A 17,350-nucleotide genomic window follows, 5' to 3' on the forward strand; every position below is an offset into this window, starting at 1 on the left:
AGGAGGAAATCAATTGAGTGGTGAGGGACAGTGTTTATTGGAATTGAAAAACTTTTCCGTGGAATATGGCGGTATCGAACCACCGGTTAAAGCCGTCGATGATCTGAACATCCGACTGCATAAAAACGACACCCTGGGAATCATCGGCGAATCGGGTTGTGGCAAAAGTTCCATGGCGCTGGGCGTGATGGGATTGCTCGATAATGCCAAAGTTGGCGGCGAAGTCTTTTATAAAGGGCAGTCATTACAAGGGCTGTCGGAAAAAGAAATGCGCAAATACCGCTGGCAGGAAATCGCCCTGGTCTTTCAGAATTCATTGGAAGTTTTAAATCCGGTATTGACGATCGGTGAGCAGATTGGTGAGCCCATCAAAACCCATTACTCCGAATCAAAGACCGCAATCGAGAATCGGGTCGTTGATCTGATGGGAAAAGTGGGACTCGAGCTGAAGTGGCGGCAGGCCTATCCCCATCAGCTATCAGGCGGGATGCGTCAACGGGTACTGGTGGCTATGGCCTTATCCTGCGAACCGGAATTGCTGATTGTCGATGAACCTACCACTGCCCTGGACGTGCTCAGCAAAAATGAGATTCTGAAACTGCTTCATAAACTGCAGAAGGAACAGGGCTTTGCGATGATTATCATTTCCCATGACCTGAGCGTTATTAAAAAGTTGACCAGCCGGGTGGCAGCCATGTACTGCGGGAGAATTATCGAAAAGGGGCTGACATCGGAGATTATCAAAAATCCGCTCCATTGTTATACTCGGGGGCTGTTGAATTCGTCTCCCAATCTTTTCAAGTATAAAGATTTATGGGGGATTGAAGGTGAGGCTGGTTCAGGCGTGGGCACAACTGGCTGCGCTTTTTATCCGCGTTGCTGTCAGCATGAAGAAACCTGCCAGAAAGATAAACCAGCATTGGCATACGTGGGGTTGGAGCATATGGTCGCCTGTCATAAAGGGGGCATCGAAACCTTCCTGAGGGCGGTCGAAATAAGAAAAACCCATCAGGTCAAAGACCATAAAATTATAGCCGTGAACGACGTAAGTATAGAAATAAAAAGCGGCGAAATTGTCGCCCTGGTAGGAGAATCGGGATCCGGAAAATCGACGCTAGCTCAGGTTCTGGCGGGGGTCTGGAAAGCCGACAGCGGGGAAGCGTATTTTCAGAAAAAGAAGCTGGAAGGCCATTGGGCAACAGCGATGATGGGTGGGATGCAGATTGTTTTTCAGGATCCTTTTTCAGCCACCAGCCATCGGTTGAAGGTTTTGGATGTTGTCAAAGAGCCGCTGGATATTATGAAATGGGGAACCCGGGAAGAACGGGATGAGGCCGGAAAAAAGGCTCTGGCAGCGGTCCAGTTGCCAGTAACGGAAGCGTTTTTAACCCGGAACTGCCAAGCCCTCAGCGGCGGGCAACGGCAGCGTCTGGCGATTGCCAGAGCCTTGGTGACAAAACCGAAGCTATTGATAGCCGATGAGGTCACCTCAATGCTGGATCCTTCGACCCAGGCCAATTTGCTCCGGGAACTAAAAGGCCTGCAGAATCGTCATGGTTTTGCGATGCTCTATATCACCCATGATCTTCATCTGGCCCGAAAGGTGGCCGATAAGGTTTATGTGATGTATCAGGGAAAAATTGTGGAACACGGGGTTTCCGGTGATGTTTTTCGGAATCCGGAGCATGTTTATACCAAACAATTGCTAAAAGAATCATTCAGCGACCTGGTATAAAAGTAATTAATTGTGAAAATGTATGGATTAAAAGATTGAATAGCTTAGAAAGGTATAAAAAAATGGAAGAGATATTAAAATTAAGAGAAGCATCGTATTGGGAAACGGTTTGGGACAAGGCCAAGCTTTACGGCAAAAACCCCGGCAGTGAAGGACCAGTTCATAGTGTTGAGCTGTGGGAAAAACGGGCTGAAAAGTTTAAAAACAATGTTAAGGGTGAGCGGGGGAAAAAAAGAACCGGTGATGTGATTAAATGGTTTGAAAATCAGGGGCTGTCCCTTGAAGGGATGACCATTCTGGATATTGGTGCCGGGCCGGGGGCTTTTTCCTGTGCCTTTGCAGAAAAGAAGGCTCGGGTAACCGCGCTGGAACCAACCCTGGGGATGTCGTCAACCATCCGAGAACGCATTGAAACAGAAGCAATCACAGGGTTGGAAGTTGTTCAAATGCCCTGGGAAGAAGTGGATGTAAAAAAGATGGGCTGGCAGGAGAATTTTGACATGGTATTTATTTCCATGTGCCCTGGGGTTCATAATGCCGAGCTTTTTAAAAAAGCGATGAGCTGCGCAAAAAAATATGTTTATTATAGCGGTTGGGCGGGACGACGGGACAGCGAAGCCTTCAGTGAACTCTGGAAAGAACTTTACGGCGAGGAAATGCCCATCTGGCGCAGCGATATTATTTATAATCTCAACTGGCTTTATGCCCAGGGGTATAGTCTGGCTTTTGAAGTGCAACAGGATGTGCATCGGGAAGAATCCGCAGTTGAAGATGCCGTGGAAGAGCTGATGTCCCGATTGAGTTTTCTGGGTAAGGATACCACTGGGTTAAAAGAACAGGTAGCAACCTTTGTCAGCGAACAGGCTGAAGCAGGGGTTTTCACAACAAATGCGGTATCGCGGCGGGGGAAAATTCTCGTCAAACTATAAGTAACGGTCATTTGATCGACAATCTGGACACCGAATCGGAAATTTTATTCTCAATTCGGTGTCTTTTTAATTGAGCAGTTCACCGGGCAAAGAGATTCAAAATAATGATTGACAGAAGTAGAAGGTCTTGATGAATCTGTCAAACATGTTATAATAACACCAAAGATAAAAACACGGTTCTGGTTGGTAGTCCAGACGCGGTTGATGCCGTCAGTAACCTGCCTCCTAAGGTTGTCCGTTCTTTGTCACTATTTCTAGGAGGAATTGAATATGGACAAAGTAACAGTTAAATTAACGGTTTTTTTTGACGACCCCTTTTGGGTTGGCGTCTTTGAAAGCACAGATGGTGGGATGCTGAAAGTTGCCAAGGTAACCTTCGGCTCGGAACCCAAGGATGGGGAAATCTACGATTTTCTGCTTAAAAATTACAACCGGCTCCAATTCAGCCAGCCGATTACCGATGAAAAAGCGCCGGAAAAGCGGATTAACCCCAAACGGATGAGGCGGGATATCAATCGGCAAATGGCTGCGAAAAGCATTGGAACCAAGGCGCAACAGGCCTTAAAGGAAGAACAGGAAAACAAAAAGATAAGCCGGAAAGCGTTTAACCGGGAGAAAACGGAAGCGGAAAAACAACAGCAATTTGAACTGCGGCAGGAGAAGAAAAAGAAAAAACATCGGGGGCATTAATCAGGTGCTGGCCTAGTTAAGTAACTTAAAAAAATCTGAAACTCTGTGATCAAGTTACGGATTATTAATCCGAAATGGTTATAATAAAGATATACAAATTAACGATTAAGGAGATTAAAGATATGAGTGCAGTAACAATCACCAAAGATAATTTTCAACAGGAAGTAATTAACTCTGATAAACCGGTATTACTGGATTTTTGGGCACCCTGGTGTGGTCCCTGTAAAATGGTATCGCCGATCATCGATGAAATTGCCGATGAGGTGTTCACTTTGAAAGTCGGGAAAATAAACGTCGACGAACAACAGGAACTGGCCGCTGAATTTAAGGTCATGAGCATCCCCACGTTGGCAGTCGTCAAGGGCGGCGTCGTCGTGAAAAAAGCCGTAGGAGCAAAATCCAAAGCCGATATTTTAGATTTAGTAGCTGAATAACAACAAAAATAGGAGTAGTCGCGAAGGTGATTGCTCTTTTTTTATTGCGGTAAGATCATGACATCCGGCATCAGATATGATTGCAAACTATAATTTTGATGTAGTTTGATGATGAAAAATCGTAACATAGACCAACATCACTTGATTTGTTGAGGAAATAAGCTATGATAAGTGGTAAAGGAGGAGGCTAAGTGAAAATAAAACTGACCCAACAAAAAGAACAAAATGAGATAGAAGTTGAAATAAAATATTGTGAAATGAACAATATGGTGAATCATCTGGTGAAGCGACTGGAAAACTATTGTTATCATATTTGCGGTAATGACAATGGTCGAATCTATAAAATTGACGTTGACGATATTTTTTATATTGAAAGTGTCGATCGAAAAACCTTTATATATTCGACCAAGCAGGTTTTTCGAACCGAAAAAAAGTTATATCAAATATTGGAAGAATTAAAATCTCACGATTTTGTGCAAATAAACAAGTCTGTTATTGTAAACATAAATGTGCTTGAAAGCATGGAAATGTTAGCCAATAGCAGAATTCAGGTAACCCTGCAAAACGGAGAAAAATTAAATGCCACAAGAACATACATTCCCAATATAAAAAAAGCATTCAATAAGGAGGAAAACAATTGAAAAATTTCATTAAACAGTGCCTTTTAATTTTTTCACTGATTATCATTGCCGCATTTTTAGTTCCGGCGATTGTGTCTAACAAATGGGATGATTTCATCGTTATTTTAGAATTCTTATTGATAACGGTTATCGCACGCTCAGGACTTTTACTGATCAATAAATATCTCAATGTCCATCGTTTTTTAGAAATCGGACTGGAGCTGTTGATGCTGCTGACCGTCGTTTTTTCCTTTGGATGGGTGTTTAAATGGTACACGCTGGAATATATTTGGATCATACCGGCGATGGTCATTCCGGCATATCTCGTCGGAAATGTGTTGGATATTATAAAAATGAGACAGGATGTAGCATTTATCAATCAACAAATCCAGTTTAGAAAGGAACGGTTAAACGTTAAACGAGACAAGGTCGAACAATATGAAGTTACAAAGAAGTAAATATCAGTTGTGTTTTTTGATTGTTTTATGTTTGACAGCGTCGTTAATACCAGGCAGCGTCATTGCTAAAGACAGTTCAGACCCGGAGCAACTGGTAGAAATAAATAGTATGGTAAAAGATGTGATGGAAAAATCCAGGATTCCCAGTGCCGCTATTGCAATGGTTCGTGGGGCTGAGATAGAATATTTGTCTTTTGGTTTTGAAGATGAAAGTAATCATGTGAAAATAAATGAGCAGTCCTTGTTTCAGCTTGGATCGACTACCAAAGCCTTTACGGGGCTGGGAATCCTGCTATTGGAAGATGAAGGCAAACTATCGTTAAGTGATCCGGTGAGCAGCTATATTCCCTGGTTTACAGCAACTTATCAGGGCGAAACCATTGCGGCTGAAGACTTGACAATTGCTGACTGTCTGTATCAGACAACGGGATATACCAATGACGAAAGAAAATATCCCAGTGCAACAGCTGAAATGACCTTAGCGGAGAACATTCGAAATTTGAGTAATCGTGAATTGGCATCAGCGCCAGGGCAGCAATTTTCTTATGCCAATACAAACTATAATTTATTGGGTCTGATTATCGAAACAGTTGCCAAACAGGATTACCAGAGTTTTATGAAGGAACGGATCTTACAACCCATGGGGTTAATCCATACGGACTGCTATACTAACGAGGTAAAGGAAAGCAAGGTATTGGTACCTGGGCGCAAACTATCTTTTGGGAATACCTATTTACTTGAGACACCGGCAATAGAAGGACTTGTTCCTTCAGGATATATGATATCGAACACATCTGATATGGGGCGGTGGCTTCAAATACAAATGGGTATCATTGAAATATCACCGCAGTTTACTAGAATCATTGAAAAGTCCCACATCGCCAATCCAGCCAGTGTTGTTGATGAGAAAACCTGTTATGCCAGTGGTTGGTTTATCGATGACTTAAACGGCGTCATCTATCACTCGGGCGGGACGCCAAATTATTCCACGAAAATAGCCATGAAATTTAGTGATGGGATCGGGGTATGTGTATTAACCAATCTGAATGCTTCAGCCAATACAAACTATCTTGCGGATAATATATTACTGATGCTTGAAGATAAAGAAACCACTCCCTATCAGCATGATATCTGGTTCATCATTGACACTATTTTTTCGACGATTACATTTATTTGCACGCTGCTGACATGCTTTCTGATTGTCAGGCTGATAGTAATAAGCAGACAGATAAAAAATAACGATCGAAAAAAAACACCGATAAACCGAAAGCGATTGATAGGAAATATCATTCCCGGGCTGCTTTTGATAATCACGGCTGCAGTTATCGTAGTATTACCGACAATTTTCAAGAGTGATTGGCTAGCAATGTGGCTTTGGGCACCTGTCAGTCTCTATTGCGGGATCTTTATGCTGAGTGTTTTTTCACTGTTATTGTTGATCACAACTATAATTATCAGTAAATATCCCTTACAAACATCTGCCTGAATCGTATTTTTTTTGGCTGCACCAAAAGACAAATCGCCACAGCGCCGCAATTTTTGAGAGAAATGTTCATATGATGATATTGCCATCGTTTCGTTACAAGGGCAGTGAGTTATATAATTTCCTTTAATTGAACCTTATCAATCACTTCAATTTTACCCCGGGACAGGTTGACGTAACCTTCGTTTTCAAAATATTTCAGCATGCGGGAAACCACTTCTCGGGCGGAACCGACATATTTGGCAATTTGCTCATGGGTCATTACAATCGTGTTGGAACCGGTTCGGGCAACCTCATCCAGCAGGAAGATGGTCAGCCGTTTATCAAAACTCATAAAGAGAATCTGTTGCATCGCCCACATCACATCCGAAAAACGATCGATCATCGATTTATAAGAAAAATTCTCGGCATAGATGTTTTCATTGCAGATCTGCTGAAAGACCGAGGACTTGAGCAGGAGCACCTCACAATCTTTTTCGGCATCAATATGCACATCAAAGGTAATATTTTCCAGGATGCAGGAAGCGGATAAGATGCAGATCTCATCGGGCCCCAGTCGATAAAGGGTGATATCCCGGCCGTCTTCGGATAAAATATAGGTGCGCAATTCGCCGCTTTTGATTAAGAGTACGCCGACACAGTCGTTTTCGCCGCGGTGAACATTTTCACCACGTTTATATTTTACCGGCATGGCATTTTCCAAAAGCATGGTTTTCTGATGTTGATTTAAGTGATCCCAAAAGGTCAGGACCGTTTGGATAAAGGTAAGATCGGCTTCTTTTAACATTTTTATACCTCGTCTACAGTTTAGGTAATAGTATAGCATAATTGTTTTGATTCTACTTTAAAAATTAGGGTATTAAGTGGTACTATAAAGCATCGATATAAGGAGAGTTTTATGAATAAAGAAATTAGAAAAGATCTGGAACTAAGGCGGCTGGAAGCCAAAGACTTAACCCAGTTTAATGATATTTTGAGGTACGCTTTTCAGGTGACCGATGAGCAGCTGTTAAAAGTGGGGTGGAAACACGATGAGATTAAGCGGTCGAAATTTCCGATTTTGGAAAAAGCCGAGGTCATCGGCTGGTTTGAGGATGAGCGACTGGCCGCTCAGATCGCCGTTTATCCGCTGCAGGTCAACATCAGCGGCAGTATCTATGAGATGGGTTATATTACCGGAGTGGCCACCTATCCAGAATACATGGGTTTGGGTCTGATGTCCGGGCTGATGAAAAAAAGTCTGGAAACGATGTACGGACGAAATCAGTGTATTTCATTTTTATTTCCCTATTCACACCCACTTTATCGTCATAAGGGCTGGGAGGTCGTCTCGGATAAAATGACCTTTCGTATCCGCGATAATCAACTGCCCCGGGATATTGACGTACCGGGACGGGTAAAACGGGTCAAAGAGAACAGTCCGGATCTGATCGCCCTTCATGACACCTTTGCCAGACAAACCCATGGCTGTCTGGTTCGCAATGAACTGGTCTGGGAGGAATACTGGCGCTGGGATGTGGAAGATGTCACGGCCGCCATTTATTATGGCGAAGATGATAAGCCGCGGGGGTATCTGGTTTATCTGATAGAGAATGATGTCTTTCATGTTAAAGAGATGGTCTACATGAATCAGGAAGCCCGCAAAGGACTATGGGGTTATATCGCTGCCCATGAATCAATGATCAATGAGGTGGTCGGCAATAATTACAATAACCATACGATCTCGTTTCTGTTCGGCGATAGCGATATGAAAGAAACAATCCGTCCCTATATCATGGCGCGGATTGTGGATTTTGAAGGGTTTTTCAAACAGTATCAATTTTCCAACACTGCAATCAATGAGTCGGTGACCTTTGACATTGTCGACACCGTGCTGGAGTGGAATAATCGCAGCTTCACGGTCAAGTTCAGCCCGAGTGAGGCCCCGGTTTTAGTTGATGAACCCTCGGAAAACCGGGTCAAACTGGAAATTGGGATTTTGACCTGTATGCTACTTGGTTATAAGCGACCCACCTACCTCCAGCAAATAGAACGGCTGGAGGCCAGCAAAAAAACGGTGGCCATTCTGGAGAGTGTCATCGCCAATGAAAAAATTTATTTCTCGGATTATATTTAGGCAAAAAAATTGACGTGAAAATTAATCGATCAGACTGTCAAACAAGATAACCCAGTACCGACAATTGTTACATCATGTTGTACGCATCGGAGCGGACACGGCAAAGCCTGTCCGATTCCGCGGCGAACAACAGATTAACAATTGGTCGGTACGGTAGTTTATCGACAACCCTAACGGTTGATATGATCATCAATCGTTTTTTTTGATTGCTTCGATGCCGGACCGCAGGGTGGCTTCATCAATAGCGCCACGATAGCCGCTGACAATTTTACCCGCGGGGTTAATAAACAGGGTGGTGGGAATCGATGAGACACCGTAGGTGGTGCTGCCTTCCAGTTCGGTATCAAAATAAACGGGGAAGTCGAAGCCCTGATCGGCGACGTATTGAAGACCCTTTGCTTTGGTTTCACGCTGTCCGTCGGTTTGATCGATCATCAGAAAGACCACCTCATCTTTTTGATCATGATAGACGGTGTTGAAATGGGGCATTTCGCTTTTACAGGGGGGGCACCAGGAGGCCCAGAAGTTGAGGACCACCGGTTTACCAACAAAATCAGACAGTTTCACGGGATTTCCGGCCTGATCAAAGACCGTGAAATCAGGAGCCGTCTGGAGCTCATTGGTCTGCGCTGAGTCGCTACTATTTGCGGCCGGTGTTTGCGGATTAAAGGTTTGCGACAAGGCACTGTAGCCCCAATAAACAATGGCCAAAAAGGCCGCAAAGACGAAGACAACGATAATAGTTTTGGTTTGTTTAGTCATGGTATACTCCTTAAAAAGTTAAAAGTGACAGAAAATATCCCAGTAGTCCGGTGGCCATCAGCAGTCCGATGACAACCAGCAGTCCGCCGGCGATACGATGGATAACCTGATAATTCCGCTTAATAAAATCGAAGGTGGATTTCATCCGATCAATCAAAATGGCCGAAACCACAAAGGGAATCCCCAGGCCGAGAGAAAATGATAACAGCATCAAAATACCCTTTAGTGTATCGCCGCTAGAGGCCGCCATCATCAGCGCTGAGCCCAGAAAAGCACCCACACAGGGCGTCCAGCCGATCGAAAAGACAATCCCAAAGAGCATTGCCGAAAAGAAACCGGGATGCGAATGATCGAGGTTCATCTGACGGTTGGTATTCAGAAAAGGGATGTTCAGCACATCCATAAAATTCAAGCCAAAAAGGATGATAATGATGCCGCCGACGACATTGACAATGGTGTTATACTTGATCAAGAAGCTACCGATACTGCCGGCAAAGGCTCCGAGCAAAACGAAGATCACCGTAAAGCCGAGAACAAAACCTAAAGCATTGATGACCGCAGTGTACTTATTGTCGTGATGGGTTTGCCCGGCAAAATAGGAGATATAAATGGGCAGCATCGGCAAGAGACAGGGTGAAATAAAGGTGATAATTCCTTCCAGAAATGCGATAAAATAATCCATATAGCCTCCTCTTTTAGGATCAGGATCAGAGAAACCTTAATGAAATAAATCAATTAAGGTTTTTTTATTGTACCAAAATATCATTTTTAAATCTGTGATCAGATCACATTAGTTATATTATGACAATGGAATATTGATTTTGGAAGAAAACTGAAAGCATAAAAAAAACAGCCAGTCCGGATGACTGCGCTGTTTTTTTATATTAGGAATGAAAAGAAAAAGAGGAGATGTTTATCTCTTGTCTTTATCTTAGGCCTTGAACCTTTAGCAAAACTTTGAAAGAGGTTAAGTTTAAGTTAAATTAAGATTATGACACGAACCAATTCAGAACTAAATCCCGTTGACAAAAATCGGGCGGTATGATAATCTTTATCACAATTAAATAGTTGGGGAGCTTATGCATATAGGCTGAGAGGAAGTAAATCGCTGCTTCGACCCATGCACCTGATACGGATAATGCCGGCGTAGGGAAACCATGTAAATCTACTGTGCATTCGTGCTCAGTTTTTTTTGTTTAAAAACTGGGACCGAGCAGAAACACCAACAGTGAACTGATTTATTCCGCAAGCGTTTAAAATGTAAGGGGTGCAGTCTTAAAACGAAAGGAATAAAATATGCAAAATGAAAACAAACTGTCAAACCGAAGTCTGAGTCTGTTATGGTTTGGAGCGGCTATTTCCATTGCCGAGGTCATGACAGGAACGCTGATTGCCCCATTGGGACTTAAGGACGGGATGATGGCCATTATCGTTGGCCACATCATCGGAACGGTGATTCTTTTTCTGGCTGGGTTTATTGGTTCGCAAAGCAAGTTGGCATCGATTGAGTCATCCCGTATTTCTTTTGGGAAATACGGATCTTACTTTTTTTCGGTGATGAATATTCTCCAGCTGATCGGGTGGACGGCAGTGATGGTGATTACCGCGGCAAAAGCCATCGATGGGGTAGCGCTCAATGTTTTTAATTATCAAAACACGATGCTCTGGTGCCTTATCATTGGAATTGTCATCGCCGGGTGGGTACTGGCCGGATTTAAAAATATCGAAAAACTCAATTTTGTCGCAGTGGGACTGCTCTTTGTGGGCTCCATTATCTTGAGTTTTCAGATTTTTGGTGGGTCGGCCAGCAGCTCGGTAGTTGAAGGAACGATGACATTTGGGGGTGCGGTCGAGCTCAGTGCCATCATGCCGATATCCTGGTTGCCGCTGATTGCCGATTATACACGGTTTTCCGAGCAGAAAAAGTCAGGCGTCGTGGTCAGCTCGATTAGCTACTTTATCGGCAGCTGCTGGATGTATATCATCGGTTTGGGTGCTGCCCTTTATGTCGGCACCACCGATATCTTTGTCTTATTAACGGCTATGGGGCTTGGGGTAGTGGCTCTGATTATCATTCTTTTTTCCACCGTCACGACGGCCTTTCTGGATGTTTATTCGGCCGGAATCAGCTTTATCAACATCACTTCAAAGGTTAAAGAAAAAACCGTGGTTCTGGCAACCTGTGTGATCGGGGTTATTCTGGCGATTATCACCCCGATTGAGCAATATCAGGATTTTTTATATTTGATTGGTTCGGTTTTTGTGCCGCTGTTTGCAATTCTATTGACGGATTATTTTATCTTTAAACAGGTCAGCACCGATGAAAAGAAGTTAATTGATCTAAAAAATGCCATAATCTGGATCGCAGGCGTGTTTATTTATCGCTATCTGATGGGATTTGACTTTCCTATTGGAGTCACCCTGCCGGCCATGGTTCTGATTGGCATCTTGTGCATATTAGTAGAAAAAGGGAGAGTGTTATGTTCGAAAAAATCTTAGAAAATGTCAGTAATCAGCCGCCGCTGGTTCATTCCATCACCAACTATGTGACCGTGAACGACTGCGCCAACATCGTACTGGCCTGCGGTGGGGCACCGATTATGGCCGACGATATCAATGAGGTGGAAGAAATTATTGCCATTTGCAATGCCCTCGTCATCAATATCGGGACCCTCAACGAACGGACTGTGGCAGCGATGATTAAGGCCGGAAAAAAAGCCAATAGTCTTGGTCGACCGGTGATTCTGGATCCGGTCGGTGCCGGCGCCTCTGCGCTGCGAACCAACACGGTTTTCAAGCTGTTAAAAGAAGTACAGTTCAGCGTGATCCGCGGCAATGTCTCAGAAATCAAGACCATCGATTCTGGCAGCGGCACCACCAAAGGGGTCGATGCCGATATCAGTGATGCCATCAGTGAAAAAACATTGGATCAGATGATTGTTTTTGCTAAAGCCCTCAGCGCCAAAACCGGTGCCGTCATTGCCATTACCGGTGCCATCGACATTGTTGCTGACAGCCAGAAAGCCCTGGTAATTCGCAATGGCCACCCGATGATGTCGCGGATTACCGGCACCGGCTGCATGCTCACCACGGTTATTGGCAGTTATTGTGGAGCCAATCCCGATCAGTTGCTGTTGGCTACTGCTGCCGCAGTAAGTTGTCTGGGCTTGTGCGGCGAGCTGGCCTATAAAAAGGTTCAGATCGATGAGGCCGGAACGGCATCCTTTCGCACCTACCTGATCGATGCCATGAGTTTGATGAATGCTCAAACATTAGAAGGAGGGATGAAGGTTGAAACTCGATAAAAATGATATGCTGCTTTATGCGGTGACTGATCGAACCTGGCTGGGTGACCGAACCCTCACCGATCAGGTCGAAGACGCCTTAAAAGGGGGAGCGACCTTTATCCAGCTGCGGGAAAAGGATCTTGATTTTGATGACTTTGTCAAAGAAGCCTGCGCAATTAAGAAATTAACCGATGCCTACAAGATCCCTTTTGTCATTAATGACGCTGTCGAGGTGGCGCTGGCGGTCGATGCCGATGGGGTTCATGTCGGTCAGGACGATATGGATGCCGGGGAGCTGCGAAAGCGAATCGGTGCAAAAATTATCGGTGTTTCGGCTGACACAGTGGCACTGGCCTTAAAAGCCGAAGCGGACGGTGCCGATTATATCGGGGTGGGGGCCATCTATGCTACCGCCACCAAAACCGAGGCCGAGGTAGTGACTTTTGAAACAATTTCCGAAATCTGCAAGGCGGTATCCATTCCAGTGGTGGCCATCGGCGGTCTGAACGAAACCAATATTCATACCTTAAAAGGAACCGGAGTGGACGGGGTAGCGCTGGTATCGGCCATCTTTGCTAAAGCGGATATCATCAGATCGACCCAGGAGCTGCGAAGTCTTTCTGAGGCGATGACAAAATCATGAACCAGGCAATTATGAATGTGGCGGGGATGATCTTTGATCTCGATGGTACTCTGATTGATTCGATGCCGGCCTGGCAAAACATCGGCAGTGATTTTCTAAAAAAACACGGGATCAATCCTCCGGATGATTTAAATGAGACTATTAAAACCATGAGTTTTGCCGAATCGGCTCGCTATTTTATCGACTATTACGGGGTAGCCATGACGGAAGCACAGGTTGGCGATGAAATAAACGGCATGATCCGGGAAAACTACGCTAAACACATTCTTTTAAAACCCTTTGTCAAGGAAACCCTGGATCAGTATTTGAGCCAGGGGATAAAAATGGGCATCTTAACCGCTACCCACAAGACCCTGACCGAATTGGCGTTGCGGCGCTTTGGCCTGCTGGATCATTTTGAGTTTATTCTCACTTCCGGGATGACCGGTCTGCCCAAAAGTCAGCCGGAGATTTATCATCAGGCGGTGGCACAGCTGGAATTGCCGGCTCAGCAGATCGCTATTTTTGAAGATGCCTTGTATTGCATCCGGGCTGCCAGAGAGTCGGGCTGTCATATCGTCGGTGTCTTTGATGAATCGTCAAAAGATGACTGGGAAGCGATCAAAAACAGTTCAGATTATGCCATTACGAGTTTTAAGGAGTTGCTACGATGAAAAAAGTTTTGTCCATAGCCGGGTCAGATTCCAGCGGCGGAGCCGGTATTCAGGCTGATATTAAGACCATAATCGCCCATGGCAGCTACGCAATGACCGTGATCACCGTGTTAACGGCCCAAAACACCACCGGGGTTTATGGGATCGCTGAAGTTGCGCCTGAATTTGTGGAAAATCAGCTGGATTGTGTCTTTACCGATATTTTTCCCGATGCGGTTAAAATCGGCATGGTCTACAACGCTACGATTATTGGCAGCATCACCCAAAAACTAAAACAGTACCAGGCCAGAAACATTGTCCTGGATCCGGTGATGGTGGCCACTAGCGGCGGTCGGCTGTTGAGCGATGATAGCATCGAAAGTTTAAAAACAGAGCTGATGCCGCTGGCCGATTTGATCACCCCCAATATTCCCGAGGCCGAATGTCTTTGTGGATTTGGGGTTCATTCCCGGTTGGATATGGTCAGAGCGGCAAAAAAAATCGCCGAAACCTATGCCGGGAGTATTCTGATAAAGGGTGGGCATCTTTTTGAAAGCGCTGATGATTTTCTGCTGATTCAAAATCAAAAGGGTAACGAAGAAGTTTGGTTTCCTGGCGTAAAAATTGATAATCCCAATACCCATGGCACCGGTTGCACCCTTTCCTCGGCGATCGCCTGCAATCTGGCCGCCGGCGATGAGATGAAAGTGGCCGTAAAAAAGGCCAAAGATTACGTGTCTGGGGCGCTGTTGAGCAATCTGGATCTGGGACATGGCAGCGGGCCGCTGGATCATGGGTTTCAACTAACCCGAGGATAAGAAAAAAAGAAAACCCAAAGGCAGCGCTGATTTCAATCAGCAGTGTCGATTAGAAAAGCCAATTGCTTTGCCAACGCTTAAAACACAGAGTTGGTGAGCAATTGGCTTTTTAAGATTGCGGCCATTCTTGCTGCAGCACTTTTTCAACAAAGAGCTGAGCCAGATTTTCATCAAATTGAAGGCCGGAGCATTTTTTAATCTCATTTATGGCTTCGGCTTCGGTCAAGGCCCGGCAGTAAGGGCGCTCCGTGGTCATGGTGCAATAGGCATCGGCAATAGCGATAATCCGACCCTGCAGGGATATTTCATCAGCTTTCAGACCTTTGGGATAGCCACACCCATCCCAGCGCTCATGGTGTTCGAGGACAAATTTGGCAATTTCCGCCAGTTCATTCACAGAGCGGAGAATATGGTAGCCGATTTCGGGATGACGCTTGATTTCCGCCCATTCGGTTTCGCTTAAATTTTCAGACTTGGTTAAAATCGCTTCATCAATGGCAATTTCGCCAATATCATGCCGCAAACCGGCCAGTCCGAGCTGGTTGATGGCTTCAGCTTCAAAGCCTAGCTCCCGGGCGATGGCTTGGCAGTATTCACTGACTGATTGGGAATGAATCACCTCCAGGTGATTGCGTTCGTAAATGGAATTGACAATTAAGTCAATGGTGGCTCTTTTAATACTGGGACTGATCATCAGCTTATGCTGATACATGGCATCTTCGGCTTGTTTGAAAACATCGTTCAGGTCATCCATAGGATCTTCTTTGAGGGCAAATCCCATCGAAACAGATAAAATAGTGTGGTTAATCCGGACATTGGAGATGGCGGCATTAAGCCGTTTAATTATGTTTTCAACACTTTTCTGATCCGTATGCGAAAACATAATCACAAACTCATCCCCGCCAACCCGGGAGGCAATTTCATCATGCCGGCATTCGTTTTTCAAAATATCAGCAAACTCCTTTAAGATCTTGTCTCCCATTTGGTGGCCATAGGCATCATTAATCAGCTTGAGTCCGTTAACATCAGCCATAATTAGGGCAATCGGAAGATTTTGCGGGGTATCCAAACGGAGCAGCTCTTCTTCGTAAAAACGGCGGTTATAAAGTCCGGTTAATTGATCATGATAGCTTAAGTACAGAACCGCTTCTTCGGCCTGCTTTCTTTTGTCAATGTTACGGCTGACCCCAACCAGCTCAATATCGCCACTGACATGGTAGCGGTATTTTGTGGAAACCTCAACCCAGATAAGACTTCCGTTTTGACAAGGTTGCTGAATTTCGATGAGGTAGGTATTAGGAGCCTTGGGGTTGGCAATAAAGTTTTTGACATTTTTTTGCAAGTCCGCCCGAACCCGTTGAAGGGACTCAGAGGTCATTGAATCGGCCAGATTTTCGGTCATGGCTTCTTCGGGAGAAAGGCCTCTTAACTGAAAAATCGATGGACTCATGTAGGTAAACTTATTCTGGGTAAGGTTAAAAAGCCAAATCACATCCGAGGCGAATTCAGTCAGAAAACGGTATTTTTCTTCGCTTTTAATCAGGGCCGACTCAGCATTTTTTCGATTTGTGATGTCGTTAATGATACTGATGACGTGGGGGGTATTGTTCATTATAATAAGTTTTGCGGAAACTGAACAAATTCGGATGTCTTTATTCTTATTTCTGAAATTTAATTCAAATTCATCAACCGACTGATTAACGGCGAGCTCCTTCAGTAGCCTTTCCCGGTCGGCGGGGTTTTCATAAAGATTAAGTTCCAGTAGACTCTTATTCTGAACTTCTTCCTGGCTGAATCCGGTAAAATTTAAAAAACCGAGGTTGAAATTCACAATTTTGCCATCCGGAAGGGTTGTGATCAGGCTGGCATCGGGACTGAGATTAAAGATCTGTTCAAATTGTTCTTTGGCCGAGCGGATATCAGAACTCACCCGTTCATTAATCATCATAATAAAGGTAAAGGTCACAATAATATTGATAATAAAGGCTCCGGTAAATGAAAGCACCTGAAAAAGTGCAGGAGCCAGAGCGTTGGTGATAGGAGGGGAAAATAAGGCATAAAAAGCTCTCAGTACAGCAAAAATGCCGGCCGAAACGAATATGAAAAAAAGAATTGGGATTTGCCGCAGGACAAGAGCATTTCTTTTTTTACGAAGTGTATTGGCGACTAAAGGGCAATTAATCCAGAGGAAAGATAAACAAAAAAAATACGAAGCGAAATGGAGTCAAAAATCAACTGAAAATAGACCAGCATCAAAAGACAAAATCCAAAAATAAGCGGCGGAAACCATCTGTTTTCCGGCAGCTCTAAAAAGCGAACCAGTCCCATATATTGAAAAATCAGTGCCAGCAGTAGCAACGCATTCCCGAGCACAATAGTGATTAGGTCATTGGCATTGCTGCCCTGGAGCATGACAAAAAGAAACCCCAGGGCATAAAAGGAGCAGCTGACTCCAAAGTGATCAACTCCGGGATATTTAGATGACAGAAGGAGTATAAAAACAGCTTGAAAAATACTGGAAATAACTAAAATCAAGGCAATAGTAGCAAGATCAATGTTCATAAAGGCCTCTCATGGGGTAATGCTAAATAACATGCATAAAACAGGCGCCAATATTTTGATAAAGGACAAGTTATAATTATTATATCCCGATTTGTGAAAAAGAAACACGAATCAGAAAAAAGACCAATATGAAAATGATTTTCAAATTACTTTGACAGATCACTGACTTTGATGTAATATG

General features: G+C 44.3%; 18 protein-coding genes and 1 riboswitch. Of the genes, 13 read left to right on the plus strand and 5 right to left on the minus strand.

Annotation, left to right across the window (positions count from 1 at the left end; all coding sequences use genetic code 11):
• Positions 1–13 precede the first annotated feature (13 nt).
• The 7 genes from Q7J41_RS09020 to Q7J41_RS09050 all read left to right on the plus strand — a co-directional run bounded on the left by Q7J41_RS09020 (position 14) and on the right by Q7J41_RS09050 (position 6,352).
• Positions 14–1,735, plus strand: a complete 1,722-nt coding sequence (locus Q7J41_RS09020) for an ABC transporter ATP-binding protein (protein WP_304887305.1) — start codon at positions 14–16, stop codon at positions 1,733–1,735.
• 62 nt (positions 1,736–1,797) lie between these two features.
• Entirely contained in the window at positions 1,798–2,664 is an 867-nt protein-coding gene (locus Q7J41_RS09025) for a class I SAM-dependent methyltransferase (protein ID WP_304887306.1), read from the plus strand.
• A 270-nt stretch (positions 2,665–2,934) separates the two neighbouring features.
• Entirely contained in the window at positions 2,935–3,354 is a 420-nt protein-coding gene (locus tag Q7J41_RS09030; RefSeq protein WP_304887308.1) for a YjdF family protein, read from the plus strand.
• Positions 3,355–3,476: 122 nt separating this feature from the next.
• Positions 3,477–3,788, plus strand: coding sequence for a thioredoxin (gene trxA / locus Q7J41_RS09035; protein WP_026394195.1), 312 nt, complete (start codon positions 3,477–3,479; stop codon positions 3,786–3,788).
• Positions 3,789–3,979: 191 nt separating this feature from the next.
• On the plus strand, positions 3,980–4,429 hold the full coding sequence (locus Q7J41_RS09040; RefSeq protein ID WP_304887313.1) for a LytTR family DNA-binding domain-containing protein: 450 nt from the start codon (positions 3,980–3,982) through the stop codon (positions 4,427–4,429).
• Entirely contained in the window at positions 4,426–4,866 is a 441-nt protein-coding gene (locus Q7J41_RS09045; protein ID WP_304887315.1) for a hypothetical protein, read from the plus strand. Before Q7J41_RS09040 ends, Q7J41_RS09045 begins: the two co-directional genes overlap by 4 nt.
• Positions 4,847–6,352: a serine hydrolase gene (locus tag Q7J41_RS09050; protein WP_304887316.1), complete on the plus strand. Its 1,506-nt coding sequence runs from the start codon at positions 4,847–4,849 to the stop codon at positions 6,350–6,352. The genes Q7J41_RS09045 and Q7J41_RS09050 overlap by 20 nt, the downstream gene beginning before the upstream one ends.
• 109 nt (positions 6,353–6,461) lie before the next feature.
• On the opposite strand, the gene Q7J41_RS09055 is transcribed toward Q7J41_RS09050, so the two are convergent.
• Positions 6,462–7,136: a Crp/Fnr family transcriptional regulator gene (locus tag Q7J41_RS09055; RefSeq protein ID WP_304887318.1), complete on the minus strand. Its 675-nt coding sequence runs from the start codon at positions 7,134–7,136 to the stop codon at positions 6,462–6,464.
• 111 nt (positions 7,137–7,247) lie between these two features.
• On the opposite strand from Q7J41_RS09055, the gene eis reads away from it, so the two are divergent.
• Complete coding sequence (gene eis / locus Q7J41_RS09060; RefSeq protein ID WP_304887320.1) at positions 7,248–8,465, plus strand: enhanced intracellular survival protein Eis; 1,218 nt, start codon at positions 7,248–7,250, stop codon at positions 8,463–8,465.
• A gap of 189 nt (positions 8,466–8,654) precedes the next feature.
• Here eis and Q7J41_RS09065 read toward each other — a convergent pair whose 3' ends face one another.
• Together Q7J41_RS09065 and Q7J41_RS09070 are read right to left on the minus strand one after the other, a co-directional pair.
• Entirely contained in the window at positions 8,655–9,227 is a 573-nt protein-coding gene (locus tag Q7J41_RS09065) for a TlpA disulfide reductase family protein (protein WP_304887321.1), read from the minus strand.
• 10 nt (positions 9,228–9,237) lie between these two features.
• Positions 9,238–9,909, minus strand: coding sequence for a cytochrome c biogenesis CcdA family protein (locus Q7J41_RS09070; RefSeq protein ID WP_304887324.1), 672 nt, complete (start codon positions 9,907–9,909; stop codon positions 9,238–9,240).
• A 377-nt stretch (positions 9,910–10,286) separates the two neighbouring features.
• A riboswitch (TPP riboswitch) is annotated at positions 10,287–10,398 on the plus strand.
• 125 nt (positions 10,399–10,523) lie between these two features.
• Between Q7J41_RS09070 and cytX the strand changes: the two genes are divergently transcribed.
• The 5 genes from cytX to thiD are packed head-to-tail and all read left to right on the plus strand — an operon-like array spanning position 10,524 to position 14,607.
• Positions 10,524–11,726 carry a putative hydroxymethylpyrimidine transporter CytX gene (gene cytX, locus Q7J41_RS09075; RefSeq protein ID WP_304887326.1) on the plus strand — a complete coding sequence of 401 codons (1,203 nt, stop codon included), beginning with the start codon at positions 10,524–10,526 and terminating at the stop codon, positions 11,724–11,726.
• On the plus strand, positions 11,708–12,532 hold the full coding sequence (thiM, locus tag Q7J41_RS09080) for a hydroxyethylthiazole kinase (protein ID WP_304887328.1): 825 nt from the start codon (positions 11,708–11,710) through the stop codon (positions 12,530–12,532). The genes cytX and thiM overlap by 19 nt, the downstream gene beginning before the upstream one ends.
• On the plus strand, positions 12,519–13,157 hold the full coding sequence (gene thiE / locus Q7J41_RS09085; RefSeq protein WP_304887330.1) for a thiamine phosphate synthase: 639 nt from the start codon (positions 12,519–12,521) through the stop codon (positions 13,155–13,157). Before thiM ends, thiE begins: the two co-directional genes overlap by 14 nt.
• The gene (locus Q7J41_RS09090) at positions 13,154–13,810 is read left to right on the plus strand and encodes an HAD family phosphatase (RefSeq protein ID WP_304887332.1); all 657 of its coding nucleotides are present in this window, start codon (positions 13,154–13,156) and stop codon (positions 13,808–13,810) included. The genes thiE and Q7J41_RS09090 overlap by 4 nt, the downstream gene beginning before the upstream one ends.
• Positions 13,807–14,607, plus strand: a complete 801-nt coding sequence (gene thiD / locus Q7J41_RS09095; protein WP_304887334.1) for a bifunctional hydroxymethylpyrimidine kinase/phosphomethylpyrimidine kinase — start codon at positions 13,807–13,809, stop codon at positions 14,605–14,607. Before Q7J41_RS09090 ends, thiD begins: the two co-directional genes overlap by 4 nt.
• Positions 14,608–14,716: 109 nt before the next feature.
• Here thiD and Q7J41_RS09100 read toward each other — a convergent pair whose 3' ends face one another.
• Both Q7J41_RS09100 and Q7J41_RS09105 read right to left on the minus strand, forming a co-directional pair.
• Positions 14,717–16,612, minus strand: coding sequence for an HD domain-containing phosphohydrolase (locus tag Q7J41_RS09100; RefSeq protein WP_304887336.1), 1,896 nt, complete (start codon positions 16,610–16,612; stop codon positions 14,717–14,719).
• A gap of 161 nt (positions 16,613–16,773) precedes the next feature.
• Positions 16,774–17,169 carry a hypothetical protein gene (locus Q7J41_RS09105; protein ID WP_304887338.1) on the minus strand — a complete coding sequence of 132 codons (396 nt, stop codon included), beginning with the start codon at positions 17,167–17,169 and terminating at the stop codon, positions 16,774–16,776.
• Positions 17,170–17,350: the final 181 nt, after the last annotated feature.

This window comes from Acetobacterium sp. (assembly GCF_030652775.1).
In the GTDB taxonomy this organism is placed as follows: domain Bacteria; phylum Bacillota; class Clostridia; order Eubacteriales; family Eubacteriaceae; genus Acetobacterium.